Annotated in this window: 18 protein-coding genes; 11 read left to right on the top strand and 7 right to left on the bottom strand. The window is 60.7% G+C overall.

From position 1 onward, the window contains the following. The first annotated feature begins 4 nt into the window (after nt 1-4). On the top strand, nt 5-160 hold the full coding sequence (gene rpmG / locus AB4O16_RS15725) for a 50S ribosomal protein L33 (RefSeq protein WP_003177274.1): 156 nt from the start codon (nt 5-7) through the stop codon (nt 158-160). Nucleotides 161-338: 178 nt separating this feature from the next. On the opposite strand, the gene AB4O16_RS15720 is transcribed toward rpmG, so the two are convergent. Further along, nucleotides 339-701: a cupin domain-containing protein gene (locus tag AB4O16_RS15720; RefSeq protein WP_460155286.1), complete on the bottom strand. Its 363-nt coding sequence runs from the start codon at nt 699-701 to the stop codon at nt 339-341. A 236-nt stretch (nt 702-937) separates the two neighbouring features. On the opposite strand from AB4O16_RS15720, the gene AB4O16_RS15715 reads away from it, so the two are divergent. Both AB4O16_RS15715 and AB4O16_RS15710 read left to right on the top strand, forming a co-directional pair. Next, complete coding sequence (locus AB4O16_RS15715) at nt 938-2,431, top strand: aldehyde dehydrogenase (RefSeq protein ID WP_150716215.1); 1,494 nt, start codon at nt 938-940, stop codon at nt 2,429-2,431. A 186-nt stretch (nt 2,432-2,617) separates the two neighbouring features. Further along, a complete protein-coding gene (locus AB4O16_RS15710) occupies nt 2,618-3,760 on the top strand; it encodes an MFS transporter (protein WP_460155285.1) in 1,143 nt (380 codons plus the stop codon). 156 nt (nt 3,761-3,916) lie between these two features. Here the strand turns inward: AB4O16_RS15710 and AB4O16_RS15705 are convergent, their stop codons facing one another. Next, a complete protein-coding gene (locus AB4O16_RS15705) occupies nt 3,917-5,491 on the bottom strand; it encodes a phospholipase D family protein (RefSeq protein WP_460155284.1) in 1,575 nt (524 codons plus the stop codon). 60 nt (nt 5,492-5,551) lie between these two features. Next, nucleotides 5,552-6,985 (bottom strand): aminotransferase-like domain-containing protein, encoded by a 1,434-nt coding sequence (locus AB4O16_RS15700; protein ID WP_460155283.1) that lies wholly within the window; start codon nt 6,983-6,985, stop codon nt 5,552-5,554. Between the two features lie 179 nt (nt 6,986-7,164). Here AB4O16_RS15700 and AB4O16_RS15695 point away from each other — a divergent pair, with 179 nt between their 5' ends. Beyond that, nucleotides 7,165-7,410 (top strand): DUF1127 domain-containing protein, encoded by a 246-nt coding sequence (locus AB4O16_RS15695; protein WP_460155282.1) that lies wholly within the window; start codon nt 7,165-7,167, stop codon nt 7,408-7,410. Between the two features lie 142 nt (nt 7,411-7,552). Here the strand turns inward: AB4O16_RS15695 and AB4O16_RS15690 are convergent, their stop codons facing one another. Continuing rightward, on the bottom strand, nt 7,553-8,860 hold the full coding sequence (locus AB4O16_RS15690) for an NAD(P)/FAD-dependent oxidoreductase (RefSeq protein ID WP_160386702.1): 1,308 nt from the start codon (nt 8,858-8,860) through the stop codon (nt 7,553-7,555). 147 nt (nt 8,861-9,007) lie between these two features. On the opposite strand from AB4O16_RS15690, the gene AB4O16_RS15685 reads away from it, so the two are divergent. Then, nucleotides 9,008-9,361, top strand: coding sequence for a YkgJ family cysteine cluster protein (locus tag AB4O16_RS15685; protein WP_150716221.1), 354 nt, complete (start codon nt 9,008-9,010; stop codon nt 9,359-9,361). Between the two features lie 122 nt (nt 9,362-9,483). On the opposite strand, the gene AB4O16_RS15680 is transcribed toward AB4O16_RS15685, so the two are convergent. Then, nucleotides 9,484-9,972, bottom strand: a complete 489-nt coding sequence (locus AB4O16_RS15680; protein WP_007975155.1) for an Lrp/AsnC ligand binding domain-containing protein — start codon at nt 9,970-9,972, stop codon at nt 9,484-9,486. Between the two features lie 157 nt (nt 9,973-10,129). Between AB4O16_RS15680 and dadA the strand changes: the two genes are divergently transcribed. The 6 genes from dadA (at nt 10,130) to AB4O16_RS15650 (ending at nt 16,404) form a co-directional block, all read left to right on the top strand. Next, nucleotides 10,130-11,434, top strand: coding sequence for a D-amino acid dehydrogenase (gene dadA, locus AB4O16_RS15675; protein ID WP_160386704.1), 1,305 nt, complete (start codon nt 10,130-10,132; stop codon nt 11,432-11,434). Then, nucleotides 11,406-11,759 (top strand): RidA family protein, encoded by a 354-nt coding sequence (locus tag AB4O16_RS15670; RefSeq protein ID WP_160386706.1) that lies wholly within the window; start codon nt 11,406-11,408, stop codon nt 11,757-11,759. The genes dadA and AB4O16_RS15670 overlap by 29 nt, the downstream gene beginning before the upstream one ends. Nucleotides 11,760-11,853: 94 nt before the next feature. Further along, the gene (gene alr / locus AB4O16_RS15665) at nt 11,854-12,927 is read left to right on the top strand and encodes an alanine racemase (RefSeq protein ID WP_460155281.1); all 1,074 of its coding nucleotides are present in this window, start codon (nt 11,854-11,856) and stop codon (nt 12,925-12,927) included. 127 nt (nt 12,928-13,054) lie between these two features. Continuing rightward, nucleotides 13,055-13,603, top strand: a complete 549-nt coding sequence (locus tag AB4O16_RS15660) for a cupin domain-containing protein (RefSeq protein ID WP_007975150.1) — start codon at nt 13,055-13,057, stop codon at nt 13,601-13,603. A 182-nt stretch (nt 13,604-13,785) separates the two neighbouring features. Further along, entirely contained in the window at nt 13,786-14,208 is a 423-nt protein-coding gene (locus AB4O16_RS15655) for a c-type cytochrome (protein WP_160386709.1), read from the top strand. A gap of 258 nt (nt 14,209-14,466) precedes the next feature. After that, on the top strand, nt 14,467-16,404 hold the full coding sequence (locus AB4O16_RS15650) for an acetyl-CoA hydrolase/transferase C-terminal domain-containing protein (RefSeq protein ID WP_460155280.1): 1,938 nt from the start codon (nt 14,467-14,469) through the stop codon (nt 16,402-16,404). Nucleotides 16,405-16,518: 114 nt separating this feature from the next. On the opposite strand, the gene AB4O16_RS15645 is transcribed toward AB4O16_RS15650, so the two are convergent. Beyond that, entirely contained in the window at nt 16,519-17,091 is a 573-nt protein-coding gene (locus tag AB4O16_RS15645; protein WP_008022089.1) for a xanthine phosphoribosyltransferase, read from the bottom strand. A 57-nt stretch (nt 17,092-17,148) separates the two neighbouring features. Continuing rightward, nucleotides 17,149-19,158 (bottom strand): DNA helicase Rep, encoded by a 2,010-nt coding sequence (rep, locus tag AB4O16_RS15640; protein WP_160390892.1) that lies wholly within the window; start codon nt 19,156-19,158, stop codon nt 17,149-17,151. Between the last annotated feature and the right edge of the window lie 105 nt (nt 19,159-19,263).

Below are 19,263 nucleotides of genomic sequence, written 5' to 3'. Positions count from 1 at the left end.
AATCATGCGTGAATTGATTCGTTTGATTTCGAGCGCCGGTACTGGTCACTTCTACACTACCGACAAGAACAAGCGTACTACCCCGGACAAAATCGAGATCAAGAAATATGATCCGGTTGTTCGCAAGCACGTGATCTACAAAGAAGGCAAAATCAAGTAATTGATTTTTCCCTCTTACGAAAAAGGCCCGTATCGCGAGATACGGGCCTTTTTTGTTGCCTGAATTTCGTGGTGGGGCCCATCGCGAGCAAGCTCGCTCCCACAGGGAACTGCGTCGATCACATATCCTGTGGGAGCGAGCTTGCTCGCGATTAGGCCGGCTGGGACAACCCAAATCCTCAGGCCTTCTGTTCAAACGCCACGTAGATCTTGCGGCACGATTCCAGTACTTCCCAGGTGCCTTTGAACCCGGCCGGGATCACAAAACGATCGCCCGCGCGCAGGGTCTTGGCGTTGCCGTCGTTGTCACGCAGCACCGAAACCCCCTGCAGGATCTCGCAGTACTCGTGTTCGGTGAAGTTCACTGTCCACTGCCCGACATCGCCTTCCCACACGCCAGCATTCAACTGCCCGCAAGGGCTGTTGTAGTGGTTGTAGACCGCTTGTTCCGGGTCGCCCTTGAGCACTTTGGTCGGGTCCGGACGGTAGCGTTCGGCGGCGGTGGTAGCCTGGCTGAAGTCGACGACGTTCTGGATGTTCATTGTTGTTATCTCCTTTGATTACGGCGCAATGGGTGGGTGTCCGGCCAAAGTCTATGTTTATTAAAATGAACATCGCAAGGCCGTTTGCCGGTGTTATGTCAAATATATTGAAACATAAGGGGCGGCTGGTTTAGGGTGACGGTTGCCTTGGGCCGAAAAGCAGGCTGGCCGGGCAGAATTCCTGACAGCACCCGCGAAGAGCGCGGGTGTCGTATCAATAAGAGGAGGACACTCGCATGACCACCCTGACCCGTGCCGATTGGGAACAACGTGCCCGCGACCTGAAAATCGAAGGCCGCGCCTATATCAATGGCGAATACACCGATGCCGTATCCGGCGAGACCTTCGAGTGCATCAGCCCGGTCGATGGCCGTCTGCTGGGCAAGATTGCCAGCTGTGACGCCGCCGACGCCCAGCGCGCCGTGGAAAACGCTCGCGCCACCTTCAACTCCGGTGCCTGGTCGCGCCTGGCGCCGGCCAAGCGCAAATCCACCATGATCCGTTTCGCCGGCCTGCTGAAACAGCACGCCGAAGAGCTGGCCCTGCTTGAAACCCTGGACATGGGCAAGCCGATCAGCGATTCCCTGTACATCGACGTTCCCGGCGCGGCGCAGGCCCTGAGCTGGAGCGGCGAAGCCATCGACAAGATCTACGATGAAGTCGCTGCAACCCCGCACGATCAGTTGGGCCTGGTGACCCGTGAGCCGGTGGGTGTTGTTGGTGCCATCGTGCCGTGGAACTTCCCGCTGATGATGGCGTGCTGGAAACTCGGTCCTGCGCTGTCCACCGGTAACTCGGTGATCCTCAAGCCGTCGGAAAAATCGCCGCTGACCGCCATCCGCATCGCTGAACTGGCTGTCGAAGCCGGCATCCCGAAAGGCGTGCTGAACGTGCTGCCAGGTTACGGTCACACCGTCGGCAAGGCCCTGGCCCTGCACAACGATGTCGACACCCTGGTGTTCACCGGTTCGACCAAGATCGCCAAGCAGCTGCTGATTTATTCCGGCGAGTCGAACATGAAGCGCGTCTGGCTTGAGGCCGGCGGCAAGAGCCCGAACATCGTGTTCGCCGATGCGCCGAACCTGCAGGACGCTGCCGAAGCGGCTGCCGGTGCCATCGCCTTCAACCAGGGCGAAGTCTGCACCGCCGGTTCGCGTCTGCTGGTGGAGCGTTCGATCAAGGATAAATTCCTGCCGTTGGTGATCGAGGCGCTGAAAACCTGGAAGCCGGGCAACCCGCTGGATCCGGCGACCAATGTTGGCGCGCTGGTCGATACCCAGCAGATGAACACCGTGCTGTCCTACATCGAGTCCGGTCATGCCGACGGCGCCAAGCTGGTAGCCGGTGGCAAGCGTACGCTTCAGGAAACGGGCGGCACTTATGTTGAGCCGACGATTTTCGACGGTGTGAGCAACGCGATGAAAATCGCCCAGGAAGAAATCTTCGGCCCGGTACTGTCGGTCATCGCATTCGACAGCGCCGAAGAAGCCATCGCGATCGCCAACGACACGCCGTACGGCCTGGCCGCTGCGGTCTGGACTGCCGACATCTCCAAGGCCCATCTCACCGCCCGTGCACTGCGTGCCGGTAGCGTGTGGGTCAACCAATACGATGGCGGCGACATGACCGCTCCGTTCGGTGGCTTCAAACAATCCGGCAACGGTCGCGACAAGTCGCTGCACGCGTTTGACAAATACACCGAGCTGAAGGCGACCTGGATCAAGTTGTAAGTCAGTGACGGAGGCCTGTTGAGTACCAGGCCTCCCGAACGACACAGTTCCCTTGTGGGAGCGAGCTTGCTCGCGATAGCGGTGTAACAGTCGACTTCAATGTTGAATGTTGTACCGCTATCGCGAGCAAGCTCGCTCCCACAGTGTTTTGTGTTGTACATAAAAATATCCACAGGAGCGTGGAACATGCGTTGGGCGACTTATTTCGCCGTTTTGGCCTCTGTCTTGAGTGTCGGCCTGGCCCTGGGTGTCAGCATGCCGCTGGTGTCGTTTCGCCTGGAGAGCTGGGGCTATGGCTCGTTTGCCATTGGCGTGATGGCTGCGATGCCGGCCATCGGTGTCTTGTTGGGGGCGAAAATTTCCAGTCATCTGGCGGCGCGATTCGGCACGGCCAATCTGATGCGCCTGTGCCTGTGGGCCGGGGCGGTTTCCATCGGTCTGCTGGCGCTGTTGCCGAGCTATCCGATCTGGTTGGTGCTGCGGCTGATGATCGGGGTGATCCTGACCCTCGTCTTCATCATCGGTGAAAGCTGGATCAACCAACTGGTGGTCGAGGAGTGGCGCGGTCGACTGGTGGCGCTGTATGGCAGCAGCTACGCATTGAGTCAGTTGGCCGGACCGGTGTTGCTGGGCTTCCTTGGCACCGAGCACGATTATGGTTTTTGGGTCGGTGTCGGCTTGCTGATGGCGGCTCCGTTCCTGTTGCTGGGCCGCAGTGGTGCACCGAGCAGCGAGGCCAGCAGCGTGACTCTGCGTGATTTGCTTGAATTCTGTCGTGGCTTGCCGGCGATTGCCTGGGCGGTGTCGCTGTTCGCCGCATTCGAGGCGATGATTCTGACGCTGCTGCCGGTCTATTGCTTGCGTCAGGGCTTCACCACGGAGATCGCGCTGGCGATGGTCAGTACGGTGGTGGTTGGCGATGCGGTGCTGCAATTGCCAATAGGTGCGTTGGCCGATCGCTTGTCGCGCCGGGCGTTGTTTACCGGTTGCGCAGCCGCCTTGTTGCTGTCGAGCCTGGCGATTCCGCTGCTGATCGATACGCTGCTGATCTGGCCGTTGTGGGTGCTGTTCGGTGCCAGTGCCGGCGGCTTGTTCACCTTGTCACTGATCCTGATTGGTGAGCGTTATCGCGACGACGCACTGGTACGCGCCAACGCGCACATCGCTCAGCTGTGGGGCATCGGTTGTCTGGTCGGGCCGCTGCTGGCGGGCGCCGGCAGCCAGTGGATCAGCGGCCATGCGTTGCCGTTGCTGATGGCGGTGGGGGCCTTGGGCGTGTTGATCGTGGTGTCGCGCCAAGGGGCGTTTGGTGCCGCGCAACCGGCTTAGCGACGAGCGCGAAGTCTGTGGCGAGGGGGCTTGCCCCCGTTGCGGTGCGCAGCAGCGCTAAACATGGCCAAAACATTTTGTCCGACCCACTTCACGACTGCTTCGCAGCCGAACGGGGGCAAGCCCCCTCGCCACAAAAGCCCTGCTGACCCGGGATTACAACATCTTCTCCAGGCCAACCGTGTTGCTCAGCCAGGCATTGAAGCGCCGCCACCAGCTCCCTGGCTCCTTGGTCAGGGTGTGCATTTTTCCGTCGTCTTCGGTGGTCCAGACGATCTGATCGTTTTCCAGCTCCACCTGATAACTCAGGGCCGGTGCCATGCCCTGCAATGCTAGTTCACGGACCCGTACGGCCAACTCCGGACTGTCCACCAGCACGCCGACTTCGGTGTTCCACAGTACCGAGCGTGGATCGAAATTGAATGAGCCGATAAAGGATTTCTGCTTGTCGAAGATCATCGCCTTGCTGTGCAGACTGGAGTCAGAGCCGCGATAGGAGCTGCTGGAAAACAGATGCGGCCCGCTACCGCTGCCGCCTCCCTCGCCGGGTTGGCGGCGCAGTTCGTAAAGCTTCACGCCATGCTCCAGTAGCGCTCTGCGATAGGGCGCGTAACCACCGTGTACCGCGGGAACGTCCGTGGCTTCCAGTGCATTGGTCAGCAGTTTCACCGAAACGCCGGCATCGGCGCGCCCGGTCAGGTACACCAGTCCCGGCTGGCCGGGCACGAAGTAGGCCGAGATCATGATCAGTTCTTTGCGGACGCTGTTGAGTTCAGGCGCCAGTTGCGTGGTCAGCAGCAACTGCGGGTCGGGCTCGCCCTTGGCCAGTACCTTGCTCGGCGCATCCCACAATGCCTGGTTCCAGGCCCAGATCAGCTCGCGGCGCCAGATGTCCAGGCGCGGGTGCGTGGTGAAGGTCATCAAGTGTTGGTAGAGCGCGTGATTCTGCTTGCGCGTTTGCGCCAGGGACTCTTCCAGTCGGGCGCGGGTGTTTTCCAGGTCTTGAGGTGTGGGTTTGCTCGACAGGAATTCGTCGATCGGCTTGCTCAGGGCGCTGTTCCAGTATTGGTCGAAACTGTGTCCGAGCTGCTCGGCAACCGGGCCGACACCGAGCAGGTCGATGTCAGTGAAGTTCATGTTGGGCTCGGCATCGTAATACTCGTCCCCCAGATTTCGCCCGCCGACGATGGCCATGCTGTTGTCCGCCAGCCACAACTTGTTGTGCATGCGCCGATGCTGTTGCGACAAATTGAATAGCCGGCCCACGGTGCGTGTTACGCCGGTGCTGCGGCCAAGATTCAGCGGGTTGAACACACGGATCTGGATCTGCGGGTGCGCGGCGAGGGTGGCGATGACCCGGTCCAGGCCGTCGCTGGTGGTATCGTCGAGCAGGACCCGCACCCGCACGCCCCGGTCGGCGGCCTTGAGCAGTTCCTCGATCAACATGCGCGTGCTGATGCCGTCGTGCACGATGTAGTACTGCAAGTCGAGGCTGCTTTGGGCATTGCGGATCAGTTCGGCGCGGGCGGTGAAGGCCTCGCTGCTGTCCGATAGCAGGCGAAAGCCCGATTGCCCGTTGTAGGGTGCCGCTTGCGCCTGGACCGAACGCCCGAATGCGGAGTCTGAGGCCGGCAGTGCCTGGCTCGGTTCACGCCGGACGTCGAGGCTGGAGCAACCGCCCAGGAACGCGGCGAGTAGTACAAGAGCAAGCAGGGGCTGTCTGACTCTCACGTAGGATCGTTCCGTTTGGCGGCGCAGATAGGCATATGGACGCTGATTCCCGAAGAAAAGTCAGTCGCTGAGCTGATCGGTTTCCGCCAGCAGCTTGATCGCTGTCGCACCGACCTTGCGCACCGCGTCTTCGATCTGCGGTGTCGGCTTGGCAGCGTAGTTCATGCGCAGGCAATTGCGGTACTTGCCGGAGGCGGAAAAGATGCTGCCCACGGCAATCTGTACGCCCAGGTCGTGCAAGGCGCGATTCAGTTTCAACGTATCGAAACCTTCCGGCAGTTCGACCCACAGCATGAAGCTGCCTTGCGGGCGACTGGCACGGGTGCCGGCCGGGAAGTAGCGGGTTACCCAATCGATCATCATGTCGCGATTACGCTGGTATTGCGTGCGCATCCGCCGCAAATGCGGTTCGAAGTGCCCGCCCTTGAGGAATTCGGCAATGGCGATCTGCGGTTGTGGCGCGGTTGAGCCGGTGCTGATGTATTTCATGTGCAGCACCCGTTCCAGATACCGGCCCGGCGCGACCCAGCCAATGCGCAGGCCTGGCGCCAGGGTCTTGGAAAACGAACTGCACAACAGGACGCGACCGTCCTCGTCGAAGGACTTGATCGTGCGCGGGCGCGGATAGGTGTAGGCCAGCTCGCCATACACATCGTCCTCGATGATCGCCACGTCAAAGCGCTGCGCAAGCGTCAACAACGCGCGTTTGCGCGACTCCGGCATGATGTAGCCCAGCGGGTTGTTGCAGTTGGGGGTCAACTGTATGACCTTGATCGGCCATTGCTCCAGGGCCAGCTCCAGCGCTTCGAGGCTGATACCGGTCAGCGGATCGGTGGGGATTTCCAGGGCTTTCATGCCCAGGCCCTTGAGGGTCTGCATGGCGCCGTGGAAGCTCGGCGAGTCCACCGCCACAATGTCCCCCGGCTCGCAAATCGCGCGAACGCTGGTGGACAGCGCTTCATGGCATCCAGTGGTGACCACCAGATCGCTGGCACTCAACTGGCAGCCGGAATCGAGCATCAGGCGAGCGATTTGTTCGCGCAGTTCGAGGTTGCCGTGGATGTTGTCGTAATACAAACCGGGCATGTCCTGCCGCCGGCTGATTCGCGCCAGGTCGCGCAGCAGCGGCTTCATGGTCGGGCTGGTGATGTCCGGCATACCGCGGCCCAGCTGCACCACGTCTTTGCGCGGCACGGCGCGAATCAACTCCAGCACCTGGTCCCATTGGGAAATGTCCACCGGGTGCTGGGCCGGGCGACCGACTGCGGGTAAATCCGGCAGTTCGCGGCTGGCGGGAACAAAGTACCCGGACTTGGGCCGCGGCGTGGCCAACCCGCTGTCTTCCAGCACCCGATAGGCCTGCTGCACCGTGCTCAGGCTGACGCCGTGCTCGACGCTCAGCGCCCTTACCGAGGGCAGCCGGTCACCGGGGCGATAGAAGCCCTGTTCGATACGCGTGCCGAGCAATTCGGCGAGATTGACGTAAAGGGTCATGGTGCAGCCTCGACAGGTGTGATTCGGTTGACCAGTACAGATCGAGCGAAAAATCGGGATTCAGTGACGGAATCGGCAAAACTGTATTGAGTTAATACAGTTGCTTTGAATCTGTAATGCTTTTGCTCACCCACGCATCATGGAACCTCTGGCTACCCAAGTAAACAGGAGCACCCAAGATGAACGGTTTGAGCGATGTGCGGCTGACGTTACACAGTCAGGAACTGGCGGCAGGGCAGAACAACGGCACGCGGGAGGCGAGCATGCGCGATGCGGCGTCCGGCCAGAATCGTTGGGATCTGTTCTGGCGTCGGCTGCATACGCGCAAGGCGTTGCTGGCGCTGACGACTGACCAGCTCAAGGATGTCGGGCTGACGCGGGAGCAGGCGCTGGAGGAGGGGCTGAAGCCTTTCTGGCGGATCTGAAATTTGCAGTGTTCTTTCGGGCCTCTTCGCTGGCAAGCCAGCTCCCACAGGTTTCGGTGGTGAACACAAATCTTGTGAACACCAGTAATCCCCGTGGGAGCTGGCTTGCCAGCGAGGCGTCAGTTCTGATGCCGCCAATCCTTCACACCAACTCTTTCAACCGATGCCACAACATCCCCAGCGCCAGTAACGGCGAGCGCAAATGCCTGCCGCCGGGAAAGGTGATGTGTGGCACCTTGGCAAACAGATCGAAGCCGCCACTGTGCTGACCGCTGATGGCTTCGGCCAGCAGCTTGCCGGCGAGGTGCGTCGCATTCACGCCATGACCGGAATAGGCTTGGGCGTAATACACGTTCGGCTGGTCCTTGAGTCGTCCGATCTGCGGCAGGCGGTTGGCGCCGATGCCGATCATGCCACCCCATTGATAGTCGATCTTCACCCCAGACAGTTGCGGGAAGACCTCCAGCATTTTCGGACGCATGTACGCGGCGATGTCTTTCGGGTCGCGTCCGGAGTAATGGCAGGCGCCGCCGAACAGCAGGCGCCGGTCAGCCGAAAGCCGGTAGTAGTCCAGGGCCACCCGCTGGTCACAGACCGCCATGTTCTGCGGCAACAAGGCGTGGGCCTGTTCTTCGCTCAGGGGTTCGGTGGCGATGATGTAGCTGCCGGCGGGCAGGACTTTGCCGCTCAGTTGCGGGTTGAGGTTGTTGAGGTAGGCATTGCAGCCCAGCACCAGGGTTTTGGCGCGCACCACACCCTCGGCGGTATGCACCTTGACCTCGGGGCCATAATCGATGCGCGTCACGGCCGATTGCTCGAACAGTCGGACCCCCAGCCGTTGTACCGCTGCGGCTTCGCCCAAGGCCAGGTTCAGCGGATGCAGGTGCCCCGAACCCATGTCGATCAGGCCGCCGACGTAACGCGTGGAGCCGACCACGGTGTGCATCTCGTGGACTTGCAGCAATCGTGTCTCGAAGCGATAACCGAGACCGCGCAGTTCTTCGGCATCCTCGGCGAAACCTTCAAGGTCGCGGGGTTTGTTGGCGAGGTCGCAGTAGCCCCAGGTCAGGTCGCAGGGGATCTGGAAGCGCTCGACCCGTTGCCGGACGATTTCCACGGCTTCCAGGCCCATGAGTTTCATTTGCCGCACGCCTTCGACACCGATGACGTTGGTGAACTGATCGAGGCCGTGGCCGACGCCGCGAATCAGCTGCCCGCCATTGCGTCCACTGGCGCCCCAGCCGATTCTGTGGGCTTCGAGCAACACCACGCTGAGGCCGCGTTCGGCCAGCTCAAGCGCCGTGTTCAACCCCGAGAACCCCCCACCCACCACGCAGACATCCGCCAGCACTTCGCCTTTGAGCGCAGGGTGCTCGGGCTGCGGCAGGCTGCTGGCGGCGTAGTAGGAGGCGGTGTGGTTCGCAGCAGGCTGTTGAGCACGGGCAATCATGTGCGTGATCCTGATTCTGATGTTTAGAAAATTTGACGGAGCATAAGCCGGACCTTCCCGGGCGGGCAACATTGGTCGGTTGGTGCTGTCTGGATCGGGGCTTTTGCGTCAGAATCCCGTTCTATTCCGCTATCGGTCACCGCTGCAATGAGCTGCAACAGCCAGACAATCCGCACCTTGCGCCAGCAGATTCCCTCGTTCGAGTGCGTTCCCGGCTGCCATGACTGCTGCGGGCCGGTGACCACCTCGCCCGAAGAAATGTCACGCCTGCCGCGCAAGACCCGTGCCGAGCAGGATGCCGCGATGGAAGAGCTCAACTGTGTGCATCTGGGGCCAAACGGCTGCACCGTGTATGACGAGCGGCCGCTGATCTGCCGGTTGTTCGGCACCACCAGGACATTGCCGTGCCCCAATGGCCGCGGTCCGGTGGAGCTGATTCATCCGAGGGTGGAGAAGCAGGTGTTCGAGTACATGGCTTCGAACCGACAGGTGCTGGTCTGACCATCCCGTAAATCAGTTCACCGAGTCGACCCCATCGCGGGCAAGCCCGCTCCCACAGGATCACCACTGTACCTGTGGGAGCGGGCTTGCCCGCGATGGGGCCGGTTCTGACACCGCAAATTTCAATCCGGAATCGGCAGGGTCAAACTCTCCTTCACCTCTTCCATCACGATATAGCTCTTGGATTCCCGTACATGAGGAAGCTTGAGCAGGATATCGCCCAGCAACTTGCGGTACGAAGCCATCTCGGAAATCCGCGCCTTCACCAGGTAGTCGAAATCCCCTGATACCAGGTGGCACTCCAGTACATGGGGCAATTTCAGCACCGCACGTCGGAACTCTTCGAAAGTATCACCGGATTTGTAATCCAGGCTGATCTCGACGAACACCAGCAGACTACCCTTCAGATGCTGGGGATTGAGCCTGGCGTTGTAGCCCATGATTATCCCTTCGCGCTCCAGACGCCGGACCCGCTCAGTACAGGGCGTGGTCGAGAGCCCGACTTTTTCCCCAAGCTCCGTAAAAGAAATGCGCCCGTCCGCTTGCAGGATCCGCAAGATATTGCGGTCGATCTTGTCCAGCTCACGTTTGGTCTGAGTGTTGGTACGCATAGGGGATGCGCCTCCGTGAAAAGGGTTTTTGCCGAGAATTGTCGCCAAATATAGGCGTTTATATAGTGAAAAGCACTGGCAAATCTTTTTTACACTGCGCGCATCTGCAGCTCTGAACAACAAACGTCAGCGGTTCGCCGCGATGAGGGATATGAAAATGCGCGTCATGGTCTTGGGTAGCGGCGTCATCGGTACCACCAGTGCTTATTATCTGGCCCGTGCCGGGTTTGAAGTGGTGGTCGTGGACCGGCAGCCGGCTGCTGCCATGGAGACCAGTTTCGCCAACGCAGGCCAGGTCTCGCCGGGTTATGCCTCGCCGTGGGCCGCGCCGGGCGTGCCGCTCAAGGCCATCAAGTGGCTGTTGCAGCGCCACGCGCCGCTGGCGATCAAGGCCACTGCCGACATCGACCAGTACCTGTGGATGGCACAGATGCTGCGCAACTGCACCGCCAGCCGTTACGCGGTGAACAAGGAGCGCATGGTCCGTCTGTCCGAGTACAGCCGTGACTGCCTCGATGAACTGCGCGCCGAAACCGGCATCGCCTACGAAGGCCGTAGCCTCGGTACCACCCAACTGTTCCGCACCCAGGCGCAACTGGACGGCGCCGCGAAAGACATCGCCGTGTTGAAAGAGTCCGGCGTGCCGTTCGAGCTGCTCGACCGCGACGGCATTGCCCGCGTTGAGCCGGCGCTGGCCAGCGTCACCGACATCCTCGCCGGTGCCCTGCGCCTGCCGAACGACCAGACTGGCGACTGCCAGATGTTCACCACCAAGCTCGCCGAGATGGCCGCCAACCTCGGCGTGCAATTCCGTTTCGGCCAGGACATTCAGCGCCTCGACTTCGCCGGTGACCGCATCAACGGTGTGTGGATCGACGGCAAGCTGGAAACCGCCGACCGCTACGTGCTGGCTCTGGGCAGCTACTCGCCGCAGTTGCTCAAGCCGCTGGGGATCAAGGCGCCGGTGTACCCGCTCAAGGGCTACTCCCTGACTGTGCCGATCACTAACCCGGCGATGGCCCCGACCTCGACCATTCTCGACGAGACCTACAAGGTCGCGATCACCCGTTTCGACAACCGCATCCGCGTCGGCGGCATGGCTGAAATCGCCGGTTTTGACCTGTCGCTGAACCCGCGCCGGCGTGAAACCCTGGAGATGATCGTCAACGATCTTTATCCTCAGGGCGGCGATCTGGCCCAGGCCGATTTCTGGACCGGCCTGCGTCCGACCACCCCGGACGGCACCCCGATTGTCGGCGCCACCCCGTTCAAGAACCTGTTCCTGAATACCGGTCACGGCACGCTCGGCTGGACCATGGCCTGTGGCTCCGGTCGCTTGCTGGCTGACCTGATGGCGAAGAAAAAGCCGCAGATCAGCGCCGAAGGCCTCGATATTTCCCGTTATGGCAGCAAAACCCAGGAGTCTGCAAAGCATGTCAGTCCAGCGCCAGCTCACCAATGAGCGCATGAGTCAGATCGTCACCCATAACGGCACGGTGTACCTGGCCGGGCAAGTTGGCGACGACTTCAACGCCGGGATTGAACAGCAGACCCGCGACGTGCTCGCCAATATCGAACGCTTGCTTGATCTGGCAGGGACTGACAAACAGAATCTGCTGTCGGCGACGATCTACCTGAACGACATCGAGGCGCACTTTGCCGGCATGAATTCGGTGTGGGACCAGTGGCTGCCAAAAGGCAGCGCCCCGGCCCGCGCCACCGTCGAAGCGAAGATGGCCAAGCCGAGTATCCTGGTCGAGATCTCCATCGTCGCCGCGTTGCCGTAGGTTTTAACGATCCCTCTCCCGGTGCTGTTGGCGGTTCACGCTACCAGCCAGCACCGGTTTTTCTTCCCGATAACCCGACCAGAAGTCTGCCGCCATGCGTCCTGCCCGTGCCCTGATCGACCTTCAAGCCCTGCGCAACAACTATCGAATCGCCCGTGAACTCACGGGGGCCAAAGCCCTCGCGGTGATCAAGGCCGATGCCTATGGCCATGGCGCGGTGCGTTGCGCCCAGGCGCTGGAAGCCGAGGCGGACGGGTTTGCCGTGGCCTGTATCGAAGAGGCGCTGGAGCTGCGAGCGGCAGGCATCCGTGCGCCGGTCCTGCTGCTGGAAGGTTTTTTCGAAGCCGATGAGCTGTCATTGATCGTCGAGCACGATTTCTGGTGCGTGGTGCATTCGCTGTGGCAGCTCGAAGCCATCGAAAAAGCCTCGTTGAGCAAACCGATCACCGTGTGGCTGAAACTCGATTCGGGCATGCACCGCGTTGGGCTGCACCCGGCGGATTATCAGGCGGCCTATCAACGGCTGCTGGCCTGCGGCAAGGTCGCGAAAGTCGTGCTGATGAGCCACTTTGCGCGTGCCGATGAACTGCACGAACAGGCCAGCACAGACCAGGTGGCGGTGTTTGAAGCCGCGCGCAAGGGCTTGTCCGCCGAGGTCAGCCTGCGCAACTCGCCGGCGGTGCTCGGTTGGCCGCAGATTCACAGCGACTGGGTGCGCCCCGGCATCATGCTCTATGGCGCCACGCCGTTCGAAGAGGCCAATGAAGTGGCCTCGCGCCTGCAACCAGTGATGACCCTGGAGTCGAAAGTGATCAGCGTCCGCGAGCTGCCGGCTGGCGAGCCGGTCGGTTACGGTGCCAAATTCATCACCCCTAAACCGATGCGCATTGGCGTGGTGGCCATGGGTTATGCCGACGGCTACCCGCGTCTGGCACCGACCGGCACGCCAGTGCTGGTTGCCGGGCAGCGCAGCCAGCTGATCGGTCGGGTATCGATGGATATGCTCTGCATCGACCTGACCGATGTGCCGCAGGCCGGCCTGGGTTCGACCGTCGAGTTGTGGGGCAAAAACATCCTCGCCAGTGATGTAGCCATGGCCGCCGGGACGATTCCTTATCAGATTTTCTGCAACCTGCGCCGGGTGCCACTGCTCTATTCCGGGGCTTAGTGCGCAAGGCTCGAGACCGGAAGTCGCCTCGCTGAGCAGGATTCAGGTCAAGGTGTTGTAAATACTGAACGCTGTCGCCATGATAACGCTCACTATTCCAACAATCTGAATCCTGGAGGCGCAAGCTTTGGACGTCGGTGAACGACTGCAATCCATCCGTAGGCTCAAAGGCCTTTCCCAGCGTGAGCTCGCCAAACGGGCGGGTGTCACCAACAGCACCATTTCGATGATCGAAAAGAACAGCGTGAGCCCTTCGATCAGTTCGCTGCGCAAAGTGCTGGGCGGGATTCCCATGTCCATGGTCGAGTTCTTTTCCGAAGAAATCCTGCAGGAAAAACCGACCCAGATCGTCTACAAGGCCAACGAGCTGATCGACATTTCCGATGGCGCCGTAACCATGAAACTGGTCGGCCGGGCGCATCCGAGCCGCGCCATCGCATTCCTCAACGAAATCTACCCGCCAGGCGCCGACACCGGTGACGAGATGCTCACCCATGAGGGCGAGGAGACCGGCATCCTGGTCGAAGGAAAACTGGAACTGGTGGTCGGTCTGGAAACTTTTGTCCTCGAAGCTGGCGATAGCTACTACTTTGAAAGTACCAAGCCACACCGTTTCCGGAATCCGTTCGATGCGCCTGCGCGACTAATCAGCGCAGCCACACCGGCGAATTTCTAAGAAAAGAGGCGTCCTGCCAGCATCACAGAGGCGCCCGGGCCGTTTTTCCGCCGCAGCCTAAGACCCTTGCGACTTTGGGGTTGTTTCAGTGCGACGGGCTTACCGCTATACTTGCGCCCGCCTGCGAACCGTGGCCGTAGGCGTGACTAGCCACCATTGAGGGTGAACGCGTGAACCTAATTATGAAAATGCTGGCTGCACCAGCAACCGTATTGGCCCTATGGGCTGTCAGTGTCAGCGCTCAAGCTGCGACCAACGACGATATTGCCAAACGCCTTGAGCCAGTAGGCCAGGTTTGTGTTCAGGGTAAAGAGTGCAAGGGCATGGAAGTCGCCGCTTCCGCCGGCGGCGGTGGCGGTGCGAAAACCCCGGACGAAGTGATTGCAAAACATTGCAACGCTTGCCACGGTTCAGGCCTGTTGGGCGCACCGAAAATTGGTGATGCCGCTGCCTGGAAAGAGCGTGCCGACCACCAGGGCGGCCTCGACGGCATCCTGGCCAAGGCCATTACCGGTGTTAACTCGATGCCGCCTAAAGGCACCTGCGCCGACTGCTCCGATGCCGAGCTCAAAGGCGCCATCCAGAAGATGTCCGGCCTGAAATAAGCCAGAATCTTGCTGCTGAAAAGCCGCTTTCGAGCGGCTTTTTTGTGCCCGCCGTTTCAACGAACACCACCGCCCACCTGTAGGAGCGAGCCCGCTCGCGATGGTCGCCAACGATAACGCGGCGAACCTGATACCCCACGGCGTCTGTGAATCCATCGCGAGCAAGCTCGCTCCCACAGTTTTTATAGGCTGTTCATTGCAGCAAAGACCCGGCAAGCTCGGTCCAAGCCCAAGTCATGGAACGTGAGGGAGCAAGCGATGGTGCAGTTGTGTTCTATCGAGCAGGCGGTCGATGACGTCCTGGCGCGGTTGCCGGACCACATTCACATGGGGCTGCCCTTGGGGCTGGGTAAACCCAACCCCTTCGTCAATGCGCTCTACCGGCGTGTTGCGCAGCTGCCCGAGCGGCGCCTGACCATCTACACCGCGCTGTGCCTGGGCCGGCCACCCTTGGGTGACGGCTTGCAAAAGCGCTTCCTCGAACCCTTTGTAGAACGGGTGTTCGGCGATTATCCCGAGCTGGATTTCCTCGCCGACCTGCGTCGCGATCAACTGCCGGGCAACATCCACATCCAGCAGTTTTTCATGCAGCCCGGCAGCCTGCTCAACAGTGCCACGGCGCAGCAGGATTACGTCAGCAGCAACTACAGCCATGCAGCCCGGGACATCAATGCCGCCGGGTTGAACCTGGTCGCGCAGTTGGTCGCCAGCCATGCCGAGCATCCCGACCGCTTGAGCCTCAGCTGCAACCCGGACATCACCCTCGACCTGATGCCGATGATCGCCAGGCGCCGCGCCGCCGGAGAAACCATCCTGATGGTCGGCCAGGTGCACAACGATCTGCCGTACATGCCTGGCGATGCGGAGCTGGGCATCGACACGTTCGACCTGCTGATCGACCAGAAGGACAACACCACGCTGTTCTCCACACCGAACATGCCGGTCGGTTTCCAGGACCATTTCATCGGCTTGCATGCCAGCACCCTGGTACGCGATGGCGGCACCTTGCAGATCGGCATCGGTTCCATGGGCGATGCGCTGACGGCGGCGCTGCTGGCGCGGCAAGCCGACAGCGACGCTTACAAGGCATTGCTGGCCGAGGTGAACCTCAGCCAGTGGGCGCAATTGATCGAGCGCGAAGGCGGCATCGAACCCTTCGCCAAAGGCCTGTATGGCTGCAGCGAAATGTTCGTCAACGGCTTGCTGGTACTGGCGGATGCCGGGATCGTGCGGCGCAAGGTTTACCCGGACGTGACGACCCAACAGCAGGCCAATGCCGGAACCCTCGACGAAGCCGCGCAAACCGACGGCATCTCGGTGCATGGCGGCTTTTTTCTCGGGCCGCGCAGTTTCTACGATCGCCTGCGCGAGCTGCCGCAAAGCAAGCGGCTCGAATTCAACATGACCCGTATCAGCTACATCAACGAGCTTTATGGTCAGGAAGAGCTCAAGCGCTTGCAGCGTCTTGATGCGCGGTTCATCAATACCGCGTTCACCGTGACCTTGCTCGGTGCCGCGGTGGCGGATCAACTCGAAGACGGTCGTGTGCTCAGCGGTGTCGGCGGGCAGTACAACTTCGTGGCTCAGGGCCATGCGCTGCAAGGCGCGCGCTCGGTGTTGCTGCTGCGCAGCTGGCGCGAGTCCGCAGGCGACGTCAGCTCGAACATCGTCTGGGAGTACGGGCACTGCACAATCCCCCGGCACCTGCGGGACATTGTGGTCACCGAATACGGCATTGCCGATCTTCGTGGCAAAACCGATGCGGCGGTGATCGAGGCGCTGCTCAATATCAGCGACTCGCGTTTTCAGCAGGGGCTGATCGAGCAGGCGCAGAAAGTCGGCAAACTGCCGAAGGATTTCCGTCTCGATCCGCGCTTTACCGAGAACAGTCCACAACGATTGCAGGCGATTCAGGCCCGGCATCCGAATTTGTTTCCGGAGTATCCGCTGGGCTGTGATTTCACCGAAGTGGAGCGGGATGTGTTGCGGGCGCTGAACTGGCTCAAGAGCAAGTTCAAGCTGAGCGAGGTGCTGGAGTTGGGCAAGGCAGCGCTGGATGCACCGGAGCCTGCGGCGTTTCCCGAGCATCTGCAACGCATGCAGTTGAGCAAGCCGGAAGGGCTGAAGGAGGATTTGTACCAGCGGTTGTTGCTCAGTGGCCTAAAGGCAACCGCACAAGCTCAGCAACGCAAGTGATCCCTGTGGGAGCGGGCTTGCCCGCGATGGCGATATATCAGCCAACGTTTATGTTGAATGATATGGCCTCATCGCGGGCAAGCCCGCTCCCACAGGTTCTATATTGCAGCTGATTTATTCGATGAAGGTCACGACACCGCCGGCCAGCGATTTCACGCGAGCCAGCGACTCTACGCGATACCCCTGCGAATCCAGCTCCGCACGGCCACCCTGGAACGACTTCTCGATCACGATGCCCAGACCGGCAACGGTAGCGCCGGCCTGCTTGATGATCGAAATCAGCGCCTGGGACGCCTTACCGTTGGCCAAAAAGTCGTCGATGATCAGCACGCGGTCGCTGCTGGTCAGGTGACGCGGGGAGATCGCCACGGTGCTTTCGGTCTGCTTGGTGAACGAGTAGACGGTCGCCGACAGCAGGTTCTCGGTCAGGGTCAGGGACTGATGCTTGCGGGCGAAAATCACCGGCACACCCAGGTTCAGACCGGTCATGATCGCAGGCGCGATGCCCGAGGCTTCGATGGTGACGATCTTGGTGATGCCCGAATCCTTGAACAGCGTGGCGAATTCGTCGCCGATCAGCTTCATCAGGGCCGGGTCGATCTGGTGGTTCAGGAAGGCGTCGACCTTCAGGACCTGGTCGGAAAGCACGATGCCTTGTTCGCGGATTTTCTGGTGCAGGGCTTCCATGAAGCTGTCCTCTGTTGGCGCCTTGTGCGCCCTAAGGTTTTAAAAAAGTGGTCAATTCTAGCGCTTTAACATCGCGCGTATATCTGCCAATGCTGTGTTGCCGCGAACCGCTTTGACTTCGGGCGGCGTGTCGTCGTTGCCTTCCCAGGCCAGATCGTCCGGTGGCAGCTCATCGAGGAAGCGGCTCGGCGCGCAATCGATGATTTCGCCGTACTGCTTGCGCTTGGCCGCGAAGGTGAAGGCCAGGGTCTGGCGGGCGCGGGTAATGCCCACGTAGGCCAGGCGACGTTCTTCTTCGATGGTGTCGGCTTCGATGCTGGAGCGGTGCGGGAGGATTTCCTCTTCCATGCCCATGATGAACACGTAGGGGAATTCCAGGCCCTTGGAGGCGTGCAAGGTCATCATCTGCACGCCTTCGGCGCCGTCTTCCTCTTCCTGCTGACGCTCAAGCATGTCACGCAGGACGAGTTTGCCGATGGCGTCCTCGACGGTCATCTCGCCTTCTTCGTCTTTCTCCAGGGTGTTTTTCAACGCCTCGATCAGGAACCAGACGTTGCCCATGCGGTAGTCGGCGGCCTTGTCGCTGGAACTGTTGGTGCGCAGCCAGTTTTCGTAGTCGATATCCATGACCATGCTGCGCAGGGCCGAGATCGGGTCTTCGCCGGCGCACTGCTCGCGAACCCTGTCCATGAAACGCTTGAAGCGCGACAGGCGATCGGTGAAGCGGCTGTCCAGATGCTCGCCCAGGCCGATTTCGTCGGTGGCGGCGTACATCGAGATCTTGCGCTCGGTTGCATAGTTGCCGAGTTTTTCCAGCGTGGTCGAGCCGATCTCGCGGCGCGGCACGTTGATGACGCGCAGGAAGGCGTTGTCGTCGTCCGGGTTCACGATCAGGCGGAAGTAGGCCATCAGGTCTTTCACTTCCTGGCGCCCGAAGAAGCTGTTGCCGCCGGACAGGCGATACGGCACTTGGTGATGCTGCAACTTCAGCTCGATCAGCTTGGCCTGGTAGTTGCCGCGATAGAGGATCGCGAAATCGCTGTACGGGCGGTCGGTGCGCAAGTGCAGGCTGAGGATTTCCATGGCCACGCGCTCGGCTTCTGCGTCTTCATTGCGGCAGCGGATCACGCGGATCTCGTCGCCGTGGCCCATTTCACTCCACAGCTGCTTTTCGAATTCGTGCGGGTTGTTCGAGATCAACACGTTGGCGCAGCGCAGGATGCGGCTGGTGGAGCGGTAGTTCTGCTCCAGCATCACCACTTTCAAGGACGGGTAGTCGTCCTTGAGCAGCATCAGGTTTTCCGGGCGGGCGCCGCGCCAGGCGTAGATCGACTGGTCATCGTCACCCACCACGGTGAACTGGTTGCGTTTGCCGATGAGCATTTTCACCAGCAGGTACTGGCTGGCGTTGGTGTCCTGGTATTCATCGACCAGCAGGTAACGCACCTTGTTCTGCCACTTTTCGAGGATGTCGGCGTGCTCTTCGAAGAGCTTCACTGGCAGCAGGATCAGGTCGTCGAAGTCCACCGCGTTGAACGCCTTGAGCGTGCGCTGATAGTGGGTGTAGACGATGGCGGCGGTCTGTTCCTTGGGGTTGCGCGCGTTTTCCAGGGCCTGGGCCGGCAGGATCAGGTCGTTTTTCCAGGCGCCGATCATGTTCTTGATCTCGTCGACACCGTCGTCGCCCGAATATTCCTTCTGCATGATGTCGGTCATCAGGGCCTTGACGTCGGTCTCGTCGAAGATCGAGAAGCCCGGTTTGTAGCCCAGCCGCACGTGCTCCTTGCGGATGATGTTCAGGCCCAGGTTGTGGAAGGTGCAGACCGTCAGCCCGCGACCTTCACCGGCACGCAGCAGGGTGCCGACCCGTTCCTTCATTTCGCGGGCGGCCTTGTTGGTGAAGGTCATGGCGACGATGTACTGGGCGCGGATGCCGCAGTTCTGGATCAGGTGCGCGATTTTGCGCGTGATCACGCTGGTCTTGCCGGAGCCTGCACCGGCGAGCACCAATAGAGGGCCGCCGACGTAGTTCACGGCTTCTTGCTGCCGGGGATTGAGTCGGGACATACGTAAATTCAGGATTCAGTCACGAAATGGGCCGGCATTTTAACAGGCTCAGCGAATTGTGCTGCTCTGTCCGACTTGTGACGTACCACGCTATCTGTAATTGCC

The organism is Pseudomonas sp. S2_H10 (assembly GCF_054668285.1).
Note: the sequence above shows the minus strand (reverse complement) of the source record. Positions and strands in the feature narration are given on the sequence as shown.